Below are 16,112 nucleotides of genomic sequence, written 5' to 3' on the forward strand. Positions count from 1 at the left end.
GCGTATTTGCGACCAACTTTGCTGTTGGTGATTTACACGCGAGTTATGAGAGGCACTTTGTAAAGAATATTCAGCATTTATCATCTTCCAAAACAGCGTTTCTCCAACCTTACACACACTGTTTTATGGGTGGTTTTTGCGGCTCAAATAACATTCTTCCACAAATGGGTCGGGCGCCTAACACATTTCCTAAAAAGTGAAGAACAGTATTGTCACGAAGGCAAAGATTACTTGTTTTATTCTCTCATGCTTCTTGTTATAAGAACATTTAGTTCACTCTCCCGAATTTTGCTGATGAAAAGAAACTAGCAAATACGATTTTGTTGATAAGCATCAAACAAAAACACTGACCATATAAGGGGGTTCTTCAGTAAAAAGAGCTATTGATGAACGAAATATAGTACTCAAAAAAAATAGTAAGTAACATGATGCTACTTACTATTTTTAATCTTTATCATTTCTTCAAGTACACCAATATTCATGTATGATGTGCTTGATGAAGTATTGTTCTTCTATTAAAAATCGTTAGATGTATTATCAACAGAATCTACATTATCGTCATGATGTTCAAATCGACGCTGTGGACGATCGCCATATCCACCATTATTACGGTGGTGATAGCCATTGTCATCATCACGTCGTGGACGACGCTCGTTGTTCATATTGTTTCGACGTTCGGGGCGTGGGCGACGTTCGCGCTCTACATATCCTTCGGGTTTTTCTAACAACACCTTACGAGAGAGTTTGTATTTGCCTGTCTTAGGATCAATCTCCAACAGTTTCACCTTAATCTTGTCACCTTCATGGATGCCTGCATCTTCAACAGTTTCAAGACGCTTCCAGTCAATTTCAGAGATGTGCAACAAGCCGTCTTTGCCGGGAAGTATCTCCACAAAGCAACCATAAGGCATGATAGAGCGAACAGTTCCTTCGTAAACTTCTCCTATCTCTGGAATGGCAACAATGCCTTTAATCTTAGCAATAGCCGAGTCAATGGCTTCTTTATTAGGTGCGCTCACTTGGATTTTTCCCACACCATCCACCTCATCAATGGTAATCGTGGCACCAGTATCTTCTTGCATCTGCTGGATAATCTTACCACCAGGACCAATAATAGCACCAATAAACTCCTTAGGAATCTCAAAGGCTTCGATACGTGGCACCTGAGGTTTCATTTCTGGACGTGGTTCTGGCATGGTTTCGAGCATCTTGCCAAGGATATGTTCACGCCCAGCCTTTGCTTGCATCAATGCTTTTTCTAAGATTTCGAAGCTCAGACCGTCGCACTTGATATCCATCTGCGTAGCTGTCAAGCCATCTCTTGTTCCAGTTGTCTTAAAGTCCATATCTCCCAAGTGGTCCTCGTCTCCAAGGATATCACTCAAAATGGCATATTTGTCTTCGCCTGGGTTCTTAATCAATCCCATCGCAATACCGCTGACAGGCTTCTTCATAGGAACACCTGCATCCATCAACGCCAATGTACCTGCACAAACAGTCGCCATAGAAGAAGAGCCATTGCTCTCTAAAATCTGGCTCACCAAGCGCACCGTGTAAGGGAAGTCTTCAGGGATTTGTCCCTTCAATCCTCGCCATGCCAAGTGTCCATGACCTATTTCGCGGCGTCCAACACCACGTTGAGCCTTAGCCTCACCGGTAGAGAATGGTGGGAAGTTATAGTGTAACAAGAAACGCTGGTAACTCTTGTCCAAGACATCGTCTACCATTTTCTCGTCAAGCTTGGTTCCTAACGTACAAGTTGACAACGATTGTGTTTCTCCACGAGTGAAGATAGCACTTCCGTGAGGCATGGGCAGCGGACTCACTTCGCACCATATCGGGCGAATCTCATCAGTCTTACGGCCATCCAAACGCTTGCCTTCGTCCAAAATACAACGACGCATCGCATTTTTCAGTACGTCATCGTAATAGCGTGTAGCCTCCGCATGCTTCTCTTCCAACTCTTCTTCCGTCAAATCTGCATGTGCTGCATCATATTTTTCAAGGAAGTCGGCTATAATCTTATCGAAAGCATCGTGACGTTCTTGCTTGGGCAGAGCCTGCTTGGTAACATCGTAAGCAGGTTGGTACAACTCATCATTCATTTGCTGACGCAAATCTTCATCGTTCACCTCATGGTCGTACTCGCGCTTCACATCCTTACCTAACTCCTTATTCAACTCCTCTTGCACGGTACACATCGGTTTAATAGCCTCATGTGCCGCCTTCAAAGCTTCAATAAGGTCAAGCTCAGACACTTCATCCATTTCACCTTCCACCATCATGATATTGTCTTTGGTGGCACCTACCATCAAGTCCATGTCCGCACTCTTCATCTGTTCAAATGTTGGGTTCACCACATATTCACCGTTGATGCGTGCTACACGAACTTCACTGATATAGAAATCGAAAGGAATATCTGAACATGCCATGGCTGCTGACGCTGCCAAACCTGCCAAAGCATCGGGCTGATCTACACCATCGGCAGAAAGGAGCATGATTTGTACATACACTTCTGCGTGATAATTGGATGGGAATAATGGACGAAGCGCACGGTCCACTAATCGAGATGTCAATATCTCATTGTCACTTGGCTTGCCTTCACGCTTGGTGAATCCACCGGGGAAACGACCTGCGGCACTATACTGCTCGCGATAATCAACTTGCAAAGGCATAAAATCTGTTCCGGGAACTGCATCCTTTGCTGCACAAACAGTTGCGAGGAGCACCGTGTTACCCAAGCGAACTACCGCTGAGCCATCGGCCTGTTTTGCAACTTTCCCGGTTTCAATGCTGATGGTTCTGCCATCAGGCAATTGAACTGCTTTCGTAATTACGTTCATCTAAAAAAAATAAAAAACTTTATTGTTTTGTCTAACATCTAAAAAATCATCTTCTATTGTAACTTAGTGCGCTAAATGATATAAAGAATCAATTGCCTCATGACGGCAATCAGAACTAATGAGGTTAGTCGCATACAGTTACAAAACCACGCAAAGATAAAAAAATAATAGGGAACAAACGAACAAAACTCCTATTATTTGTGTTTTTTCAACAAATTACATTCATTTTCCGTATGTATCAAAACATATCAACGGGAGAGACGAATGTTCATTGATACCATTACAGCTTACTTGGCTATGTTTTTAATTTCGCTTAAAGTGATATGTCCCACGAGCTGTATAATCGTAATTTCTTTTGGCTCTTCGTTCATCAAAATGAACTCATTGTTGTTCTTTCCATACGATTTAAGATAAATAGTGGTGCGTTCTTCTTTATCCTTAATCTTCATCACCACTTCGTATTTATTGGTCTTATAGTAGTTGGCAGCTTGCTTCTTGATGGTGGGTATCAACGAAGGGCGTTCACATTCTAACACTTGTAGTTTGGTAAGTTTAGAGGCAATCTTCGTAATATCCTTATCCCCAAACTCCAACTTGGGCATTAACCTGAACATTGTGGGCGAAATATAAACGGTACTCACCGCCTTGGCATCATCAAACTGTTTAAACAATTGGTCTTGTGCTACGCTATACATGCTGCACATTGCCAGAATAAGAACGAACAGAATGCGTTTTAATGGCATCAGAGAGTTGTTATCTTGTTTCATTTTCGAATTGTTTTAAGCCTTTATTGATAGTATTAGAAAACTTTAGAAGTGCCTTTTCTGTCTCGGCATACGCATCTTGAGGATTGTTCACGATTTCTCGTTGTGCTGCTATTTCATCCTCTTTTTGTTGGGAGTGAACCAACAAGCCCACCGAGAAAAGGAGCAACAAGCCAGCAGCTACGCCAACTATCCAGCGTAAAGTGAACGTGCGTGCTTTTCGTTCGGACAGCTTTTCTATCTTGTTCCAGCCATCTATTTGCTGCGACAAATGTCGTTCGAGATATTCAGGAACAGGAACATCCGCTTGATACAGCTGCTTAAACAACTGTTGTTCAACTGCCCATTCGGGCGGCACATCACCGTCAAGGAAATAATGTTGCAGCAATTGTTCTTCTTGCTCGGTGGTTTGTCCTTCATAGAAACGTTCCACAAGTTTTTTAAGTTCATTACTTTCCATTTTGCATCATCTCCTTTAGTTGTTGTCTTATTTGTTTTCGTGCCCTACTCAATAGCACTCTAATATGCACCGTCTTCTGCCCTGTCAGCTTCTCTATCTCCTGATAATCAAGTCCCTCCACATCCCGAAGTAGCATTACTTGCTGCTGTTTCTTAGGCAATTGACGTATCAGCCTTATGATGAAACGCTCGCTGTCTTCCTCCTCAAACGCTCCTGCCATGTCATCAGAATGTGGTATTTGCAATTGCTCCAATGCTTGAGGAGTTGTTGGCAAGCGCCGTTTCCGCTGCTCATCATAAAACAAATGCTTTAGGGTGGTGACGCTAAAACCCTCATACGAGTCGATGGTAGCTAACTCATCACGCTTCATCCACAATTTAAGAAAGGTCTCTTGCACTAAGTCTTCGGCAGCTTGGGTATTTCCAGTGAGCCGCCATGCCATGCGAAACAATTGCTCATGGCATGGCAAGAAACACTGTTTAAATTGTGAAGCGTCCATACAGCAAGTAAGGTTGAGTGAGTTGGAAGCTGACTATTTTTTCTTTTTCTTAGCGACTATCTTTTGTATCTCTGAATCCTTAATGTTACCCATGATTTGGATTAATGTGGCATCGTCATCACCCGAATCAACGATGACAAGCTCTTTAATTCCCGCTTTGTTTCTCTTTGTCAAGATGACGGTTTGCTCTTTTGCTTCTTTTGCCGTCATCAACACCTCATACCCTGCTGTTTTCAGCTGATCGGCATCCTTAAGAAACTGTTGTTTGACAGCATTTGAGCAATCCTCCATATCCAAGACTTTGATACTGTCGATGTGCTTGAGATATTTCGTATAGTCATCGGCATCGCCAGTCTTTATCGCCTTGGCAAGAGTTATCATTACTTTCGGCACATGTATATATTCAGCCTTGGGCGAATGTTTGTACTTTTTCATCAAACCGTCTACCGACATTTGAGCTTGAACAGACATCGCCATGAATGCCAACACTGCCATCATCATCACTTTTTTCATACGTTTTAATTTTTAACTGTTTATGTTATACGATTTCAAAGACACGCTACCATTGAGGTGTTCTAATCTATCAGACGTAGAAAACACTGATTGTGTTACAAATATCAAGAACTTTTTTTTAGAATGATGTTCCTTTTTGTGAATACAAGCGACTGTCAAATCGTTCATGACAAAGCACAGAGATACAAGCTATCACGCCACCATAGCTTTACTGGGCGTTGATTTCTTGAAGCAAACGATCCGCATGTCCCCAACGATCCATCATCAAAAGCACATAACGAATGTCTACTCCGATACAGCGAGCTAAGCGAGAATCGAAGTTGATGTCGCTCGAAAGACTGTCCCAATTGCCGTCGAAAGCCAGTCCAATGAGCCGTCCCTTTCCATCAAACATAGGACTTCCGCTGTTTCCACCCGTTATATCATTGTTGGTAAGGAAACATAATTGCATCTTACCCGTGTGCTTGTCTTGATATTTCCCAAAATTATCAGCACTCAATATTTCTTTCATCACAGGTTCTGCCTGATACTCATACACCTCGTTGGCACGATTCATTTTCTCCACCATGCTTTCAGCTGTAGTATAATAACCCGAAGGTTTACCGCCTAACAAAAAGCCTCCAACCTGTCCATAACTCAACCGCATGGTAAAGTTAGCATCCGAATAATGCGGCATATCCTCCTCCATGCGCAGCTTGGCAGCACACAGATACTTCTCTTGTAGGGCAATACTGTCTTCATACTGAGACTTATCAGCAGAAAGTTGTCCCATGATTTCAAGCAAATCAAGGCTATATATGACGCCCGGGTCTCGTTGGTAGCTTTTCTTGTTGGCGTAGATTCGCTTGCCACTCTTCATTAAGAACGATTTTTCATACAGATACTCTACATAGCGTTTGCAGTCTCCACCAAACTTTTTAGCAATGGTTTGATAGAATTTTGGCAAATACTTCGGTTCTACTTTGTCTTGATAATTCTTCAAGAGTGCGGCAAATACGTCCTTATCTAAGGCTGCATCCCACTCGTCACTGTTGTCCTTGAAGAGGATGTACTGCTTCTTGGGGTTGTTTTTGGGGCCGAGTATTTCCTTATTGTTTAACTGCATGGCACGGTTGGTGAACTCGTTAGTGCGGCCGAACGTCTCGCGGAAGTACATAAAAGCCTTCATAACATCGAGGCGTTGATTGTAAAGTCGGGCCATGGTGTCAAAGTCGAGCTTGCCCTTCAGGTATCCCGTTTGCTGTTGCCATTGGCGTATTTTCTGCTCGTATTGCTGCTTTTGGTTGATGATGCCGATGGAGTCGATGCACTTGTTCATGCCGATGGAATTCTTCCAGTAATTAGCACTCTGCGCAAACTTCGAATCATACTTGATGCGTACGCCCTCATCTGCCCTCATGTGTCGGGTCATAATGGCTTGTTTTACACCTCTCACCTGTGCTCGAGGTGTGTTCAATGCATCTCTACGCTCACGAATACCATAGGATGAGAGATAACGATTGGTAGACCCAGGATAACCAATCGTCATAGAATAATCCCCATCTTTATATCCCTGCAAACTAACAGGTGCCCAATATTTGGGACGATAAGGCACATTATCCTTAGAATATTCGGCTGGACCATTCGTCTTTTTGTCAGCATAAATACGGAACACAGAGAAGTCGCAAGTTTGTCGTGGCCACATCCAGTTATCGGTTTCGCCACCAAATTTGCCCATCGATTTGGGCACAGCAAATACCAGTCGCAGGTCGTTGAACTGCCGATAGGTGGTGGCATAGTAAGTGTTGCCCTCGTAGAAGGCGTCAATCCCTATGTGCAGTGTTTTGTCAATGCGCTTGATGGAGTCGCTCATGGCGTTCTGTATCGAGTCGAGTATTGCGTTCTGTCGCTCCGTGGTGAGATTGTCAAAGTCCAATTGTTTCAGCTTGTCGGTAATGTCTTTCTGCTCGACCATGAAGCTCACGAACATATCCTTATTGGGCAACTCCTCTTCGTATGACTTGGCATAGAATCCATTTTTCATATAATCGTGTTCTACAGTGGAGTGACTGCGAATACCTTCAAATCCACAATGATGATTAGTAAATACCAAACCATTGGGCGACACAACAACACCTGAGCAATAACCAGAAAAATTGACAACGGTATTCTTGATAGCATGGTCACTAAAATACAAGTCATTATAAGGCATTTGGAATCCTTCTGCTTGCATTTGCTCATACACAGCTTGCGGCAAGTTGTACAAGGTCCACATGCCTTCATCGGCACTTGCCACATTAGCAGCAAGAAGTCCGGCAAGGAGTAATGTTGATTTCTTCATTCTTTTTATTTAGTTGATTTCTTAAAATATTTTCCAATAACGGGCAACTGGTATAATGGGAAGTCCATCTTGACAATATACGAGACGAACAATATTATGAATAAGGTGTTTACCCCCAATGCTGCTGTGCTGGGGAGCATTTGATTGAAGACCGTCATGGCAGCAAAACATACCACTGCTAACGCCACATACTTAAAAATACTCTTCATTGGGTAGTTGATTGGGTATTTGCGTTGTCCCACCACATACGACAAAATCATGGCAACACCATAACCGGTAAAGCCAGCCCATGCACAAGCGATATAGCCATAGCGAGGAACAAAAATAACATTTATCGCTATCAATACCGCACATCCAATGCCAGAGAAATAAGCTCCCCATATCGTTTTGTCAATCAGCTTATACCAAAAGGACAAATTAAAGTAGACACCCATCATCATTTCGGCTGCCATGACAATAGGTACCACTTGCAATCCTGCCCAATAATCTTTTCCTATCAGATAACGCAACACGTCCAAATAACCTACAACCACCAAAAAAGCAAGAAGTGTAAAGATAATAAAATACTTCATTGCCTTGGCATAGGTAGCTCGATTATCCTGCTCTTCAGACTTGCCAAACACAAAGGGTTCGTAAGCAAATCGGAAAGCCTGCGTAATCATCGCCATAATCATAGCTATCTTACTGGCTGCTCCGTAAATACCCAGTTGCATCAAACTGTCGTCTCCCTTGTAAATATGTGGGAATAAAATTTTATCAGCTGTTTGATTCAATATACCTGCCAAGCCTAATACTAAGATTGGCCAACTGTACGAAAGCATGCGCCGCATGAGCGCTGCATCAAAATGATAAGGCACACTGGTCAACTCTTTCCAGAGCAAAGGTATGGTGAGTGCCGAACAAGCCAAATTGATATAAAAAGCATAACCCACTCCTACCGAAGGCTGATAAATATGAGACATCAATTCAGGATGAGAAGCATACAGGGCTGGAAACAAGAGATAGTACACCAAGTTGAGTGAAATATTCAGAACAATAATGAATACTTTGATAGATGCAAACTTGATAGGACGACTCTTAAAACGAAGGTAATCGAACGGAATGCACAAAAACGAGTCGATAGCCACCGTGAGTGCCATTACCCAAATGTAAGACGGATGTTGAGCATAACCCATGAACGAGGCAATGGGCGAAAGGAACAAAAGTACTAACAAGAAGAAGCCCAAAGCTCCTGCCCCCACGGTAATAAGCGTAGAGGAATACACACGATTCGCATTTTCCCCCGACTTGTTGGCAAACCTAAAAAAGGTGGTCTCCAACCCAAACGTTAATATAACGAGGATTAAGGCTGTAATGGCATACATATTTGTCATGATGCCGTATTCTCCACTCGCAGATGCCAATTTTATGGTATAGAGTGGAGTGAGCAAGTAGTTGAGGAATCGTCCTACAATACTACTCAGTCCATAAATGGCTGTATCCTTTACTAATGACTTTAGATTTGACATGGTGTTTTGTTATTAGTTGACGAGTTGACAAGTTGACGAGTTAACAAGTCTATTAGTTGGTTAGTTGACAAGTTTAGAAGTTGACGATTCCGCTGTTTCTTCAGTGCCGATGGGGAAATATTGATAATCTATGTAATTCATTTCTCTATAAACTTTTAACTCAAAAACATAAAAACTAAATAACTCATCAACTCGTCAACTTGTCTACTCGTCAACTTGTCTACTAAAAAAACAAATACGCAATGGCTATTGCTGCAATGACTCCTGCTAAATCTGCCAGCAATCCACACACCACAGCATGGCGAGTATAACGGATATTTACACTACCGAAATACACTGCCAAGATGTAAAACGTCGTATCGGTAGACCCCTGAAAGATACAACTCAAACGTCCTACAAACGAGTCTGCACCGTATGTCGTCATGGCATCCACCATCATACCACGTGCCCCACTACCTGATAGCGGTTTCATCAATGCTGTAGGCAGCGCTCCCACAAATTCAGTATCGCCCCCAACAGATGCCACACACCACTCAATGCCTTCTACCAAGAGGTTCATAGCACCTGATGCACGAAACACACCAACACCCACGAGAATGGCTACCAAATAAGGAATGATTCGTACGGCTGTTGTAAAACCCTCCTTGGCTCCCTCGATAAAAGCATCGTACACATTCACTCGCTTGCGCAAGCCAGCAAGGATAAACAGCACAATAATTGTCATGAGTAGGATGTTGGCTACACTGGTGCTCACCACGTTCATGGTGTCTTTACTCATCTGTCCAAAACTCCAAATGATGAGAGCCACGAGTACGCTCATACCTCCTAAGACACCAACCATCACCTTATTGAGGAGATTGATTCTTTGATAAAGAGAGGTGACAACGATACCTGCCAGAGTAGAAAAGAAGGTGGCTAACAAGATAGGGATAAAGATATCTGTGGGCTGTGCTGCTCCTAATTGCGCCCGATACACCATGATACTCACAGGTATCAATGTCAGTCCTGAGGTGTTCAGAACCAAGAACATAATCATGGGATTGGTAGCTGTGTCCTTCTTTGGATTGAGTGTCTGCAACTGTTCCATGGCTTTGAGTCCTAACGGCGTGGCTGCATTATCAAGCCCTAACATGTTAGCGGCTATATTCATAAAGATACTTCCCGTAACAGGGTGTCCCTTGGGGATGTCGGGAAAGAGTTTGGTAAACACAGGTGAAAGTATGCGTGACAAGACAGCAATTACTCCGCCTTTCTCGCCTATCTTCATGATGCCAAGCCACAACGACAACACTCCAGTTAAGCCCAAAGAAATCTCGAAAGCGGTTTTCGATGAGTCAAAGGTTGAGTTCATCATAGCGGGAAAGACTTCCATGTCGCCCATGAAAATCATTTTCAACAAAGCAATAACAAAAGCAATGATGAAAAATGCTACCCAAATATAATTCAATACCATAGGCTGCAAAATTAAATAAAAATGACGGCACACCCAAGCAATCAGATGTTTTTTCAGTCTTTTGCACACGGCTCTTTCGTCAACGACAGCTATTTTTCCACCGGAAGGCACCAACAAAACAACGTTTATAATATAGGAGTGGTATGCTGTATGAAAGGAAATTAAATGCTGAATTTTCTTTACAAAGTGCCTCTCATAACTCGCGTGTAAATCACCAATGGCAAAGTTGGTCGCAAATACGCGAATTATGAGATAGTTTCATAACTCGCTGTTATTTATGATGTTACGCTTAATTCATTTTGTTTCATCCCTATTTTTATCACTTTTTGGCGATTGAAGCATTGAGATAAGCCTCCAATTTGCATGCTTTAATGCCGTTGAAGCATGTGAATAACACCTCTAAAGAGTGTTTCCAAGAGCGCTAAGTCCATGTTTCAGCTAAAAAAGACGCTAATTTTGTTCAAATCAGCGCATTTTTGCTGGTTGTTTGCCTATTAAATTTTTCTATTTTGAAGATTTTAGATGGTCGATTTTCGGTAAAATAATAAGACAAAAAGCAACGGATGCCTCTACCAAATCATCATTAAAGTTTAATAGCCCTTCATACATTTCACTCAAGCTGTAAACCCACACAAGTTTGCTTTTTTGTTTCAATTCGTTTTTATATGTGAAAAGATGAAATTTTGTTTGCACGTCAACTGAATGCGTATTATCTTTGCAAAAGGTGGACACAAGGCTTCTCTCGAAGATAAGCACAGCTTTCTCTGGAGAGGAGCAAGGGCGATGTGCCATTTTAACTAAATAGACCTCGGGCTAACAAGACCTGCAAACCCCTGTCGTTGTGTACACTCCCTCCATACGCTCAAAATAAAATCACTCATGAAACCAAATAAATTTTTATCCATTTTTCTCTTCTTGTCGCTCACCATTAGCACATCTGCACAGCGTGTTTTAGAAATGAACATCTGGAACGGACGTGTCCCACATCCCACTGGCGTGGATACCGATACTGCGAAGATACGCGTATATCTACCAGATGCAAAGCGTGCTACGGGCCGTGCCATAGTGATTTGCCCCGGCGGAGCCTATGCCAAACTTTCCATGGAAAACGAAGGTACGGCATGGGCACCATTCTTCAATGACTTGGGGATTGCGGCAATTGTACTGAAATATCGACTACCCAATGGCGTAGCACAAGCGCCTATCAGTGATGCCGAGCAAGCCATGAGACTGGTAAGGCAGCATGCGCAGTCGTGGCACATCAACAGAAACGATGTGGGCATTATGGGGTCGTCGGCAGGAGGTCATTTGGCTTCTACCATTGCAACACATAGCAGAGGAGATGCCAAGCCCAACTTCCAAATTTTGTTTTATCCTGTCATTACGATGATGCCTGATTTTACCCACAAAGAGTCACATGACAATTTGTTGGGACGTAAGCCAAGCAAGCGTGATGAGCGTGAATATAGCAACGACATACAGGTAACACGTGTCACGCCGAGAGCCTTTATTGCTTTGTCAGACGATGACAATGTGGTGCAACCAGCAAATGGTGTGAACTATTATTTTGAACTGTATCGCCACGATGTACCTGCCTCATTGCACGTTTATCCCGCTGGAGGGCATGGATATGGATTTGATAGTAGGTATAGATATCACGTAGAAATGCGTTTGGACCTGCAAGCATGGTTACGTAGTTTCTAACGATTCATCCTGTAATAATACGTTTCGCCCCATGAACAAATATTTTATCAGCTGTCTATGGCTCTTGCTGAGTACTGCTACAACAGCGTTTGCCGAGAATTGGTTAGCCGCTATCAACGACGATGTGTTTCTTTACGAGCTGTCTATTCCCGGGACACACGATGCTTGTACGGGGAACGGATTTGTTGAAAAAGACGAGAAGACAGGCAAACAATATGCGCTCACTCAAGATGTAAGTTTGGGCAACCAATGGAAGTCGGGAATTAGGGCGTTTGATTTGCGCCCTGCCGTGCATATAGATTCCGTTGGCAATCCGTCGTTGGTTATTTTTCATGGAACATGGCAAACACGCCTTTCCATGAAAGAGGCACTTGTCACGCTACGCGACTCGTTGAGAAAGAACCCATCGGAGTTTGCTATCGTCTTGATGCGTCACGAAAACAGTGCTGACAAGAACGATGAGCGTTGGGCAGGACTCATGACAGAGTTGTTGCACGCCCCAGCTTTTGAACACTTGTTTGTTGCATATCACCCCCATTTGACCTTGGGCGAGATGCGTGGAAAAATTTTACTGTTGAGTAGAGATGTGTATGCAGACAAACCGATTGGCGCATACGTACGTGGCTGGACGCACGAACCCGACTTTGCATTGCAATCTAAAGGCGAATTATATCATGAGGACAGTCAGGGTGCGCTGTATGTGCAAGACTTCTATGACACCAGCGAGGGGAAACAAGCGGTAGCCTTAAAATGTCAAAGTATAAAGCGTTTGTTGGACTTCTCCACAACGTCGAGACGGCAAGAAAATGCACGCTGCCCCCTTGTCATTAACCACACTTCGGGTTATGCAGAGAGTGTCGTGGTACAAGGCGAGCGGATAGCGACATCAGAAGGTTATAGAAAAAACGCCTCCATCACCAATCAGTATGTCATTCATTATCTAAAAAATCTTTCACATACAGGGGCATTGGGTATCATCATGATGGATTATGCCGGGGTAGACATCTCTGGACGCCATGAGGTCAAGGGATTTACACTGACCAAAGAAATCATCGCTCACAACTTTCGTAACGAAAAAAGGCCATCATCAATTCCTCAAAGGAATCTCTGATAGCCTTTTATAAGTGTTGAAGGTGCGCATCAACATCCTGCCGTTGATGCGTTAGTTACCCCATACGTGAGCACACCCTACCTTCTTTTTAGTATTTTATAACAGCGACTCAATCTCTGCGTTGATATTCTTGATTTGTACGTCTCGCTTTTGCAACGTATTGTTTTTATCAATGATAAAGAACGTAGGAATGGATTGTATGTTATAATTGGTCAGTATTTGCTGTTGCTCATCTTCGGCTGCATACACATTTATCCACGGCAATGCCGCTGTTTGGGTCTTCCAAAAGTGTTCGTTGGGGTCAACCGATACTTGGTAAATCTCAAAACCACGCTCATGATACTTATTATACAGCTCTCGAAGCATCATAATACGCTGGGTAGACTCCTTTGAAGCAAAAATATGAAAATCTAATAACACCACTTTTCCCTTCAAATCGCTAAGCTTACGAATGTTTCCACGATTATCGGGCAGGGCAATGTCAATGAGACCAGTGGTAGCCATCTTACTGGCATCGATTACTTTCTGTTGGTTGTTGCGGATAATACGCACATCTTTCATCCCCTCAATCGCAATGTTATGAAGGTTCTCTCCTCGCTCTGCGTGTGGATAATAGGTGTCCCAACTGGTGGCAACAGCTGCATAAACCTTTATATCGTCCTCATTAGTGCGTGGATTGAACACCAACACATTGGCGTCACCCCATTGAATGGTTTGGAAAAGAGCAAAGTACGCATAAGCTTTCATGGGTTCTTTGAAAATGTAGTTCAGCTTAATATCGTTTTTATAAGCTGCCATGACCTTGTGCAAACTGTCTTCCGTAACCTCGGAAGGAAGGTTGATATTTTGGGCAATGTTGTTCACCAAAACCTGCAAGCCCATTTGCTTCAACGTAAGTTCTTTTATCTTCGAACAGTTGTCAGAGCCACTTACTTCATATTGTGACGCCATCGTTGGATATGAAGCCTTTACCTGAACGGTCTCGGTAGAGTCGATGGACAGGTTAATAATTTGTCCAGCAATGCGCAAACGATAAAACTCGGGAGCCTCAGGTGCTTTCTCGCTAAAACTAAATGCACCGTCTTCGCCTAATTTTACCGAGTCAAGAACCTTGGGACCATTCAGCCCCATGTTTTCAAAATATAAAGTAGAATCTTTCGCTTGTGCAATGTTGCCGTTGATGTTGAACTTCTTCTGCGTACAAGAAACAGAGCATAATGCCGCTAACGCAAAAGTAGCTAAGCAGAAAATATTTCGCATTGTCTTTTTCATATAAACCTTGTTTGATAACGTGTAATGATTGCTGCAAAGATAAATCAAATAATTGAGATACGGAGCAGTGTGCAATATTTTTTTCCTTTTCGACGGTTGGTTTTGCAAGCGTGAAGGCACAGAGATTCCAACACATCATCTTCATCGCATAAAAATCTTTGAAAAGAGTGCGTACCTATTCATTTTATTTGTATCTTCGCCACATCGTTCATTGCGAAAGTGGCTTTTATTCGAACTTTGGAGCAAAGCCATTCTTCTATCACCAAAACCAACAAAAGATGTTCAAAATTATTCAACAGTCAGATTATAAGGTAAACAAATGGAGCGGCGGCATCACAAGAGAGCTGTTCATCCTCCCCCATGACAGTAGTCTTGCAGAGAGAAACTTCAACCTGCGGATATCGTCAGCGGTGATACACCTCACAGAAAGTACTTTTTCTGACTTTTCACATTATCAACGCTTTTTGTTACCTGTGGAGGGAAACATCACCTTATATATTGATGGGCGTGCACACCAACTGAGTAATGACCTTCCTTTCGCATTCGACGGGAGCAAAAGTGTCCGTTCGGTAAACAATAGTGGGGCTATCGATTTCAATGTCATTTGCCGTAAAGACTACAAAACAAAGGTTACTGTCGTCCACAAAGGAGAAAGCGAAAGGCACACCACCACCTTTATTTTTGCCCTCGAGGACATTGATATCAATGGCAGGAAGGTGGAGAAATACAATTCTGTTCTCACAACCGAGCCTTACAAGTTTACAGGAAAAGCAGTGGTAGTAGAAATCCCTTGACCTGCAGTTACGGCTGATACAAGAAAGAAATCTTATCGAATCAGTCAGAATATTCGCCCAAAAGGAGGACTGTTTCGATTATTTTTTGTATCTTCGCCATATCAAACGTTGGGTAGAAGGCATTGAATACGTACAACATCAATAGACGCTCAACGCATGGCTACGCAATGGACAGCAAAATGTTGTCTGGAAATCCTTTTATGAAAACCATCTAAACACATCCACATGAAATTAGCAGAAGCACTAAGTATTCGGAAAGATTTGCAAAAGAAGATAGACCAACTCAAAACTCGACTGGTACAGAACGTTAAAATTCAAGAGGGAGATGAACCCGCTGAACATCCTGACGAGTTGCTAAAAGAGTTGGACGACTGTCTCATTCAACTCCAAAAATTGATGTTGCAAATAAATATCACAAACATTCAAACCCAGCATAATGGGCGAACATTAACCGATATGATAGCCGAACGAGATGTACTCACAAAGCGCATCACCATATTGCGCGATATGTTTGAGCAGGCATCTCAAGGCATGGATCGCTATTCACGGTCGGAAATAAAATACGTAACGACCATTAACGTAAAGGATTTGAATAAAGAAATAGACCTATACGCAAAGAAACTCCGCAAATTGGATATGCAAATACAAGCAGCCAACTTTGAGGTAGACTTGATATAGTCGCCATACAGCAAGCCATTTGCTGTATGCGAACATTACATAATGGTGTAATCTTTTGGAACAGGGCGAGTTGAAACCTTTTGAATCGTGTGATCAAATGAGCTGTTCGGAACCAACAGCATGATTCTTTTTGAATCGAGTTACGGTGCAGGTTCAGCACGTCAGCACACGAATGCATGGCGTATAGCGCATG

At 42.8% G+C, this 16,112-nt stretch carries 14 protein-coding genes; 5 read left to right on the forward strand and 9 right to left on the reverse strand.

All coding sequences use genetic code 11. The annotated features are described in order from the left end of the window. On the forward strand, positions 1 to 200 hold a 200-nt coding region (locus HMPREF9304_RS14925), incomplete at its 5' end, for a hypothetical protein (protein ID WP_036927570.1). Between the two features lie 315 nt (positions 201 to 515). Here the strand turns inward: HMPREF9304_RS14925 and pnp are convergent. The 8 genes from pnp to HMPREF9304_RS06495 form a co-directional block, all read right to left on the reverse strand. Beyond that, positions 516 to 2,843 carry a polyribonucleotide nucleotidyltransferase gene (pnp, locus tag HMPREF9304_RS06460; protein WP_036927572.1) on the reverse strand — a complete coding sequence of 776 codons (2,328 nt, stop codon included), beginning with the start codon at positions 2,841 to 2,843 and terminating at the stop codon, positions 516 to 518. A 287-nt stretch (positions 2,844 to 3,130) separates the two neighbouring features. Beyond that, the gene (locus tag HMPREF9304_RS06465; RefSeq protein ID WP_231564483.1) at positions 3,131 to 3,610 is read right to left on the reverse strand and encodes a DUF4252 domain-containing protein; all 480 of its coding nucleotides are present in this window, start codon (positions 3,608 to 3,610) and stop codon (positions 3,131 to 3,133) included. After that, positions 3,597 to 4,067, reverse strand: a complete 471-nt coding sequence (locus HMPREF9304_RS06470; RefSeq protein ID WP_036927574.1) for a PG0215 family putative anti-sigma factor — start codon at positions 4,065 to 4,067, stop codon at positions 3,597 to 3,599. The genes HMPREF9304_RS06465 and HMPREF9304_RS06470 overlap by 14 nt, the downstream gene beginning before the upstream one ends. After that, positions 4,057 to 4,566: a GFO_1088 family ECF-type sigma factor gene (locus tag HMPREF9304_RS06475; RefSeq protein WP_036927575.1), complete on the reverse strand. Its 510-nt coding sequence runs from the start codon at positions 4,564 to 4,566 to the stop codon at positions 4,057 to 4,059. Before HMPREF9304_RS06475 ends, HMPREF9304_RS06470 begins: the two co-directional genes overlap by 11 nt. Positions 4,567 to 4,599: 33 nt before the next feature. Beyond that, positions 4,600 to 5,079, reverse strand: a complete 480-nt coding sequence (locus HMPREF9304_RS06480; protein WP_036927576.1) for a DUF4252 domain-containing protein — start codon at positions 5,077 to 5,079, stop codon at positions 4,600 to 4,602. Positions 5,080 to 5,287: 208 nt separating this feature from the next. Beyond that, on the reverse strand, positions 5,288 to 7,399 hold the full coding sequence (locus HMPREF9304_RS06485) for a S46 family peptidase (protein ID WP_036927577.1): 2,112 nt from the start codon (positions 7,397 to 7,399) through the stop codon (positions 5,288 to 5,290). A 5-nt stretch (positions 7,400 to 7,404) separates the two neighbouring features. Further along, positions 7,405 to 8,907, reverse strand: a complete 1,503-nt coding sequence (locus tag HMPREF9304_RS06490) for an oligosaccharide flippase family protein (RefSeq protein WP_036927578.1) — start codon at positions 8,905 to 8,907, stop codon at positions 7,405 to 7,407. Positions 8,908 to 9,130: 223 nt separating this feature from the next. Further along, on the reverse strand, positions 9,131 to 10,360 hold the full coding sequence (locus tag HMPREF9304_RS06495) for a spore maturation protein (RefSeq protein WP_036927581.1): 1,230 nt from the start codon (positions 10,358 to 10,360) through the stop codon (positions 9,131 to 9,133). Positions 10,361 to 11,239: 879 nt separating this feature from the next. Here HMPREF9304_RS06495 and HMPREF9304_RS06505 point away from each other — a divergent pair. Together HMPREF9304_RS06505 and HMPREF9304_RS06510 are read left to right on the forward strand one after the other, a co-directional pair. Next, positions 11,240 to 12,064 (forward strand): alpha/beta hydrolase, encoded by an 825-nt coding sequence (locus HMPREF9304_RS06505; RefSeq protein ID WP_036927585.1) that lies wholly within the window; start codon positions 11,240 to 11,242, stop codon positions 12,062 to 12,064. Between the two features lie 31 nt (positions 12,065 to 12,095). Next, positions 12,096 to 13,175, forward strand: coding sequence for a phosphatidylinositol-specific phospholipase C (locus HMPREF9304_RS06510; RefSeq protein WP_052045976.1), 1,080 nt, complete (start codon positions 12,096 to 12,098; stop codon positions 13,173 to 13,175). A gap of 96 nt (positions 13,176 to 13,271) precedes the next feature. Here the strand turns inward: HMPREF9304_RS06510 and HMPREF9304_RS06515 are convergent, their stop codons facing one another. Further along, the gene (locus HMPREF9304_RS06515) at positions 13,272 to 14,447 is read right to left on the reverse strand and encodes a TlpA disulfide reductase family protein (RefSeq protein ID WP_036927587.1); all 1,176 of its coding nucleotides are present in this window, start codon (positions 14,445 to 14,447) and stop codon (positions 13,272 to 13,274) included. A 278-nt stretch (positions 14,448 to 14,725) separates the two neighbouring features. Between HMPREF9304_RS06515 and HMPREF9304_RS06520 the strand changes: the two genes are divergently transcribed. Together HMPREF9304_RS06520 and HMPREF9304_RS06525 are read left to right on the forward strand one after the other, a co-directional pair. Next, entirely contained in the window at positions 14,726 to 15,241 is a 516-nt protein-coding gene (locus tag HMPREF9304_RS06520) for a HutD family protein (RefSeq protein WP_036927611.1), read from the forward strand. Positions 15,242 to 15,466: 225 nt separating this feature from the next. After that, the gene (locus HMPREF9304_RS06525; RefSeq protein ID WP_008124950.1) at positions 15,467 to 15,919 is read left to right on the forward strand and encodes a DIP1984 family protein; all 453 of its coding nucleotides are present in this window, start codon (positions 15,467 to 15,469) and stop codon (positions 15,917 to 15,919) included. Positions 15,920 to 16,112 lie beyond the last annotated feature (193 nt).

This window comes from Hoylesella timonensis S9-PR14, assembly GCF_000762405.1.
In the GTDB taxonomy this organism is placed as follows: domain Bacteria; phylum Bacteroidota; class Bacteroidia; order Bacteroidales; family Bacteroidaceae; genus Prevotella; species Prevotella timonensis_A.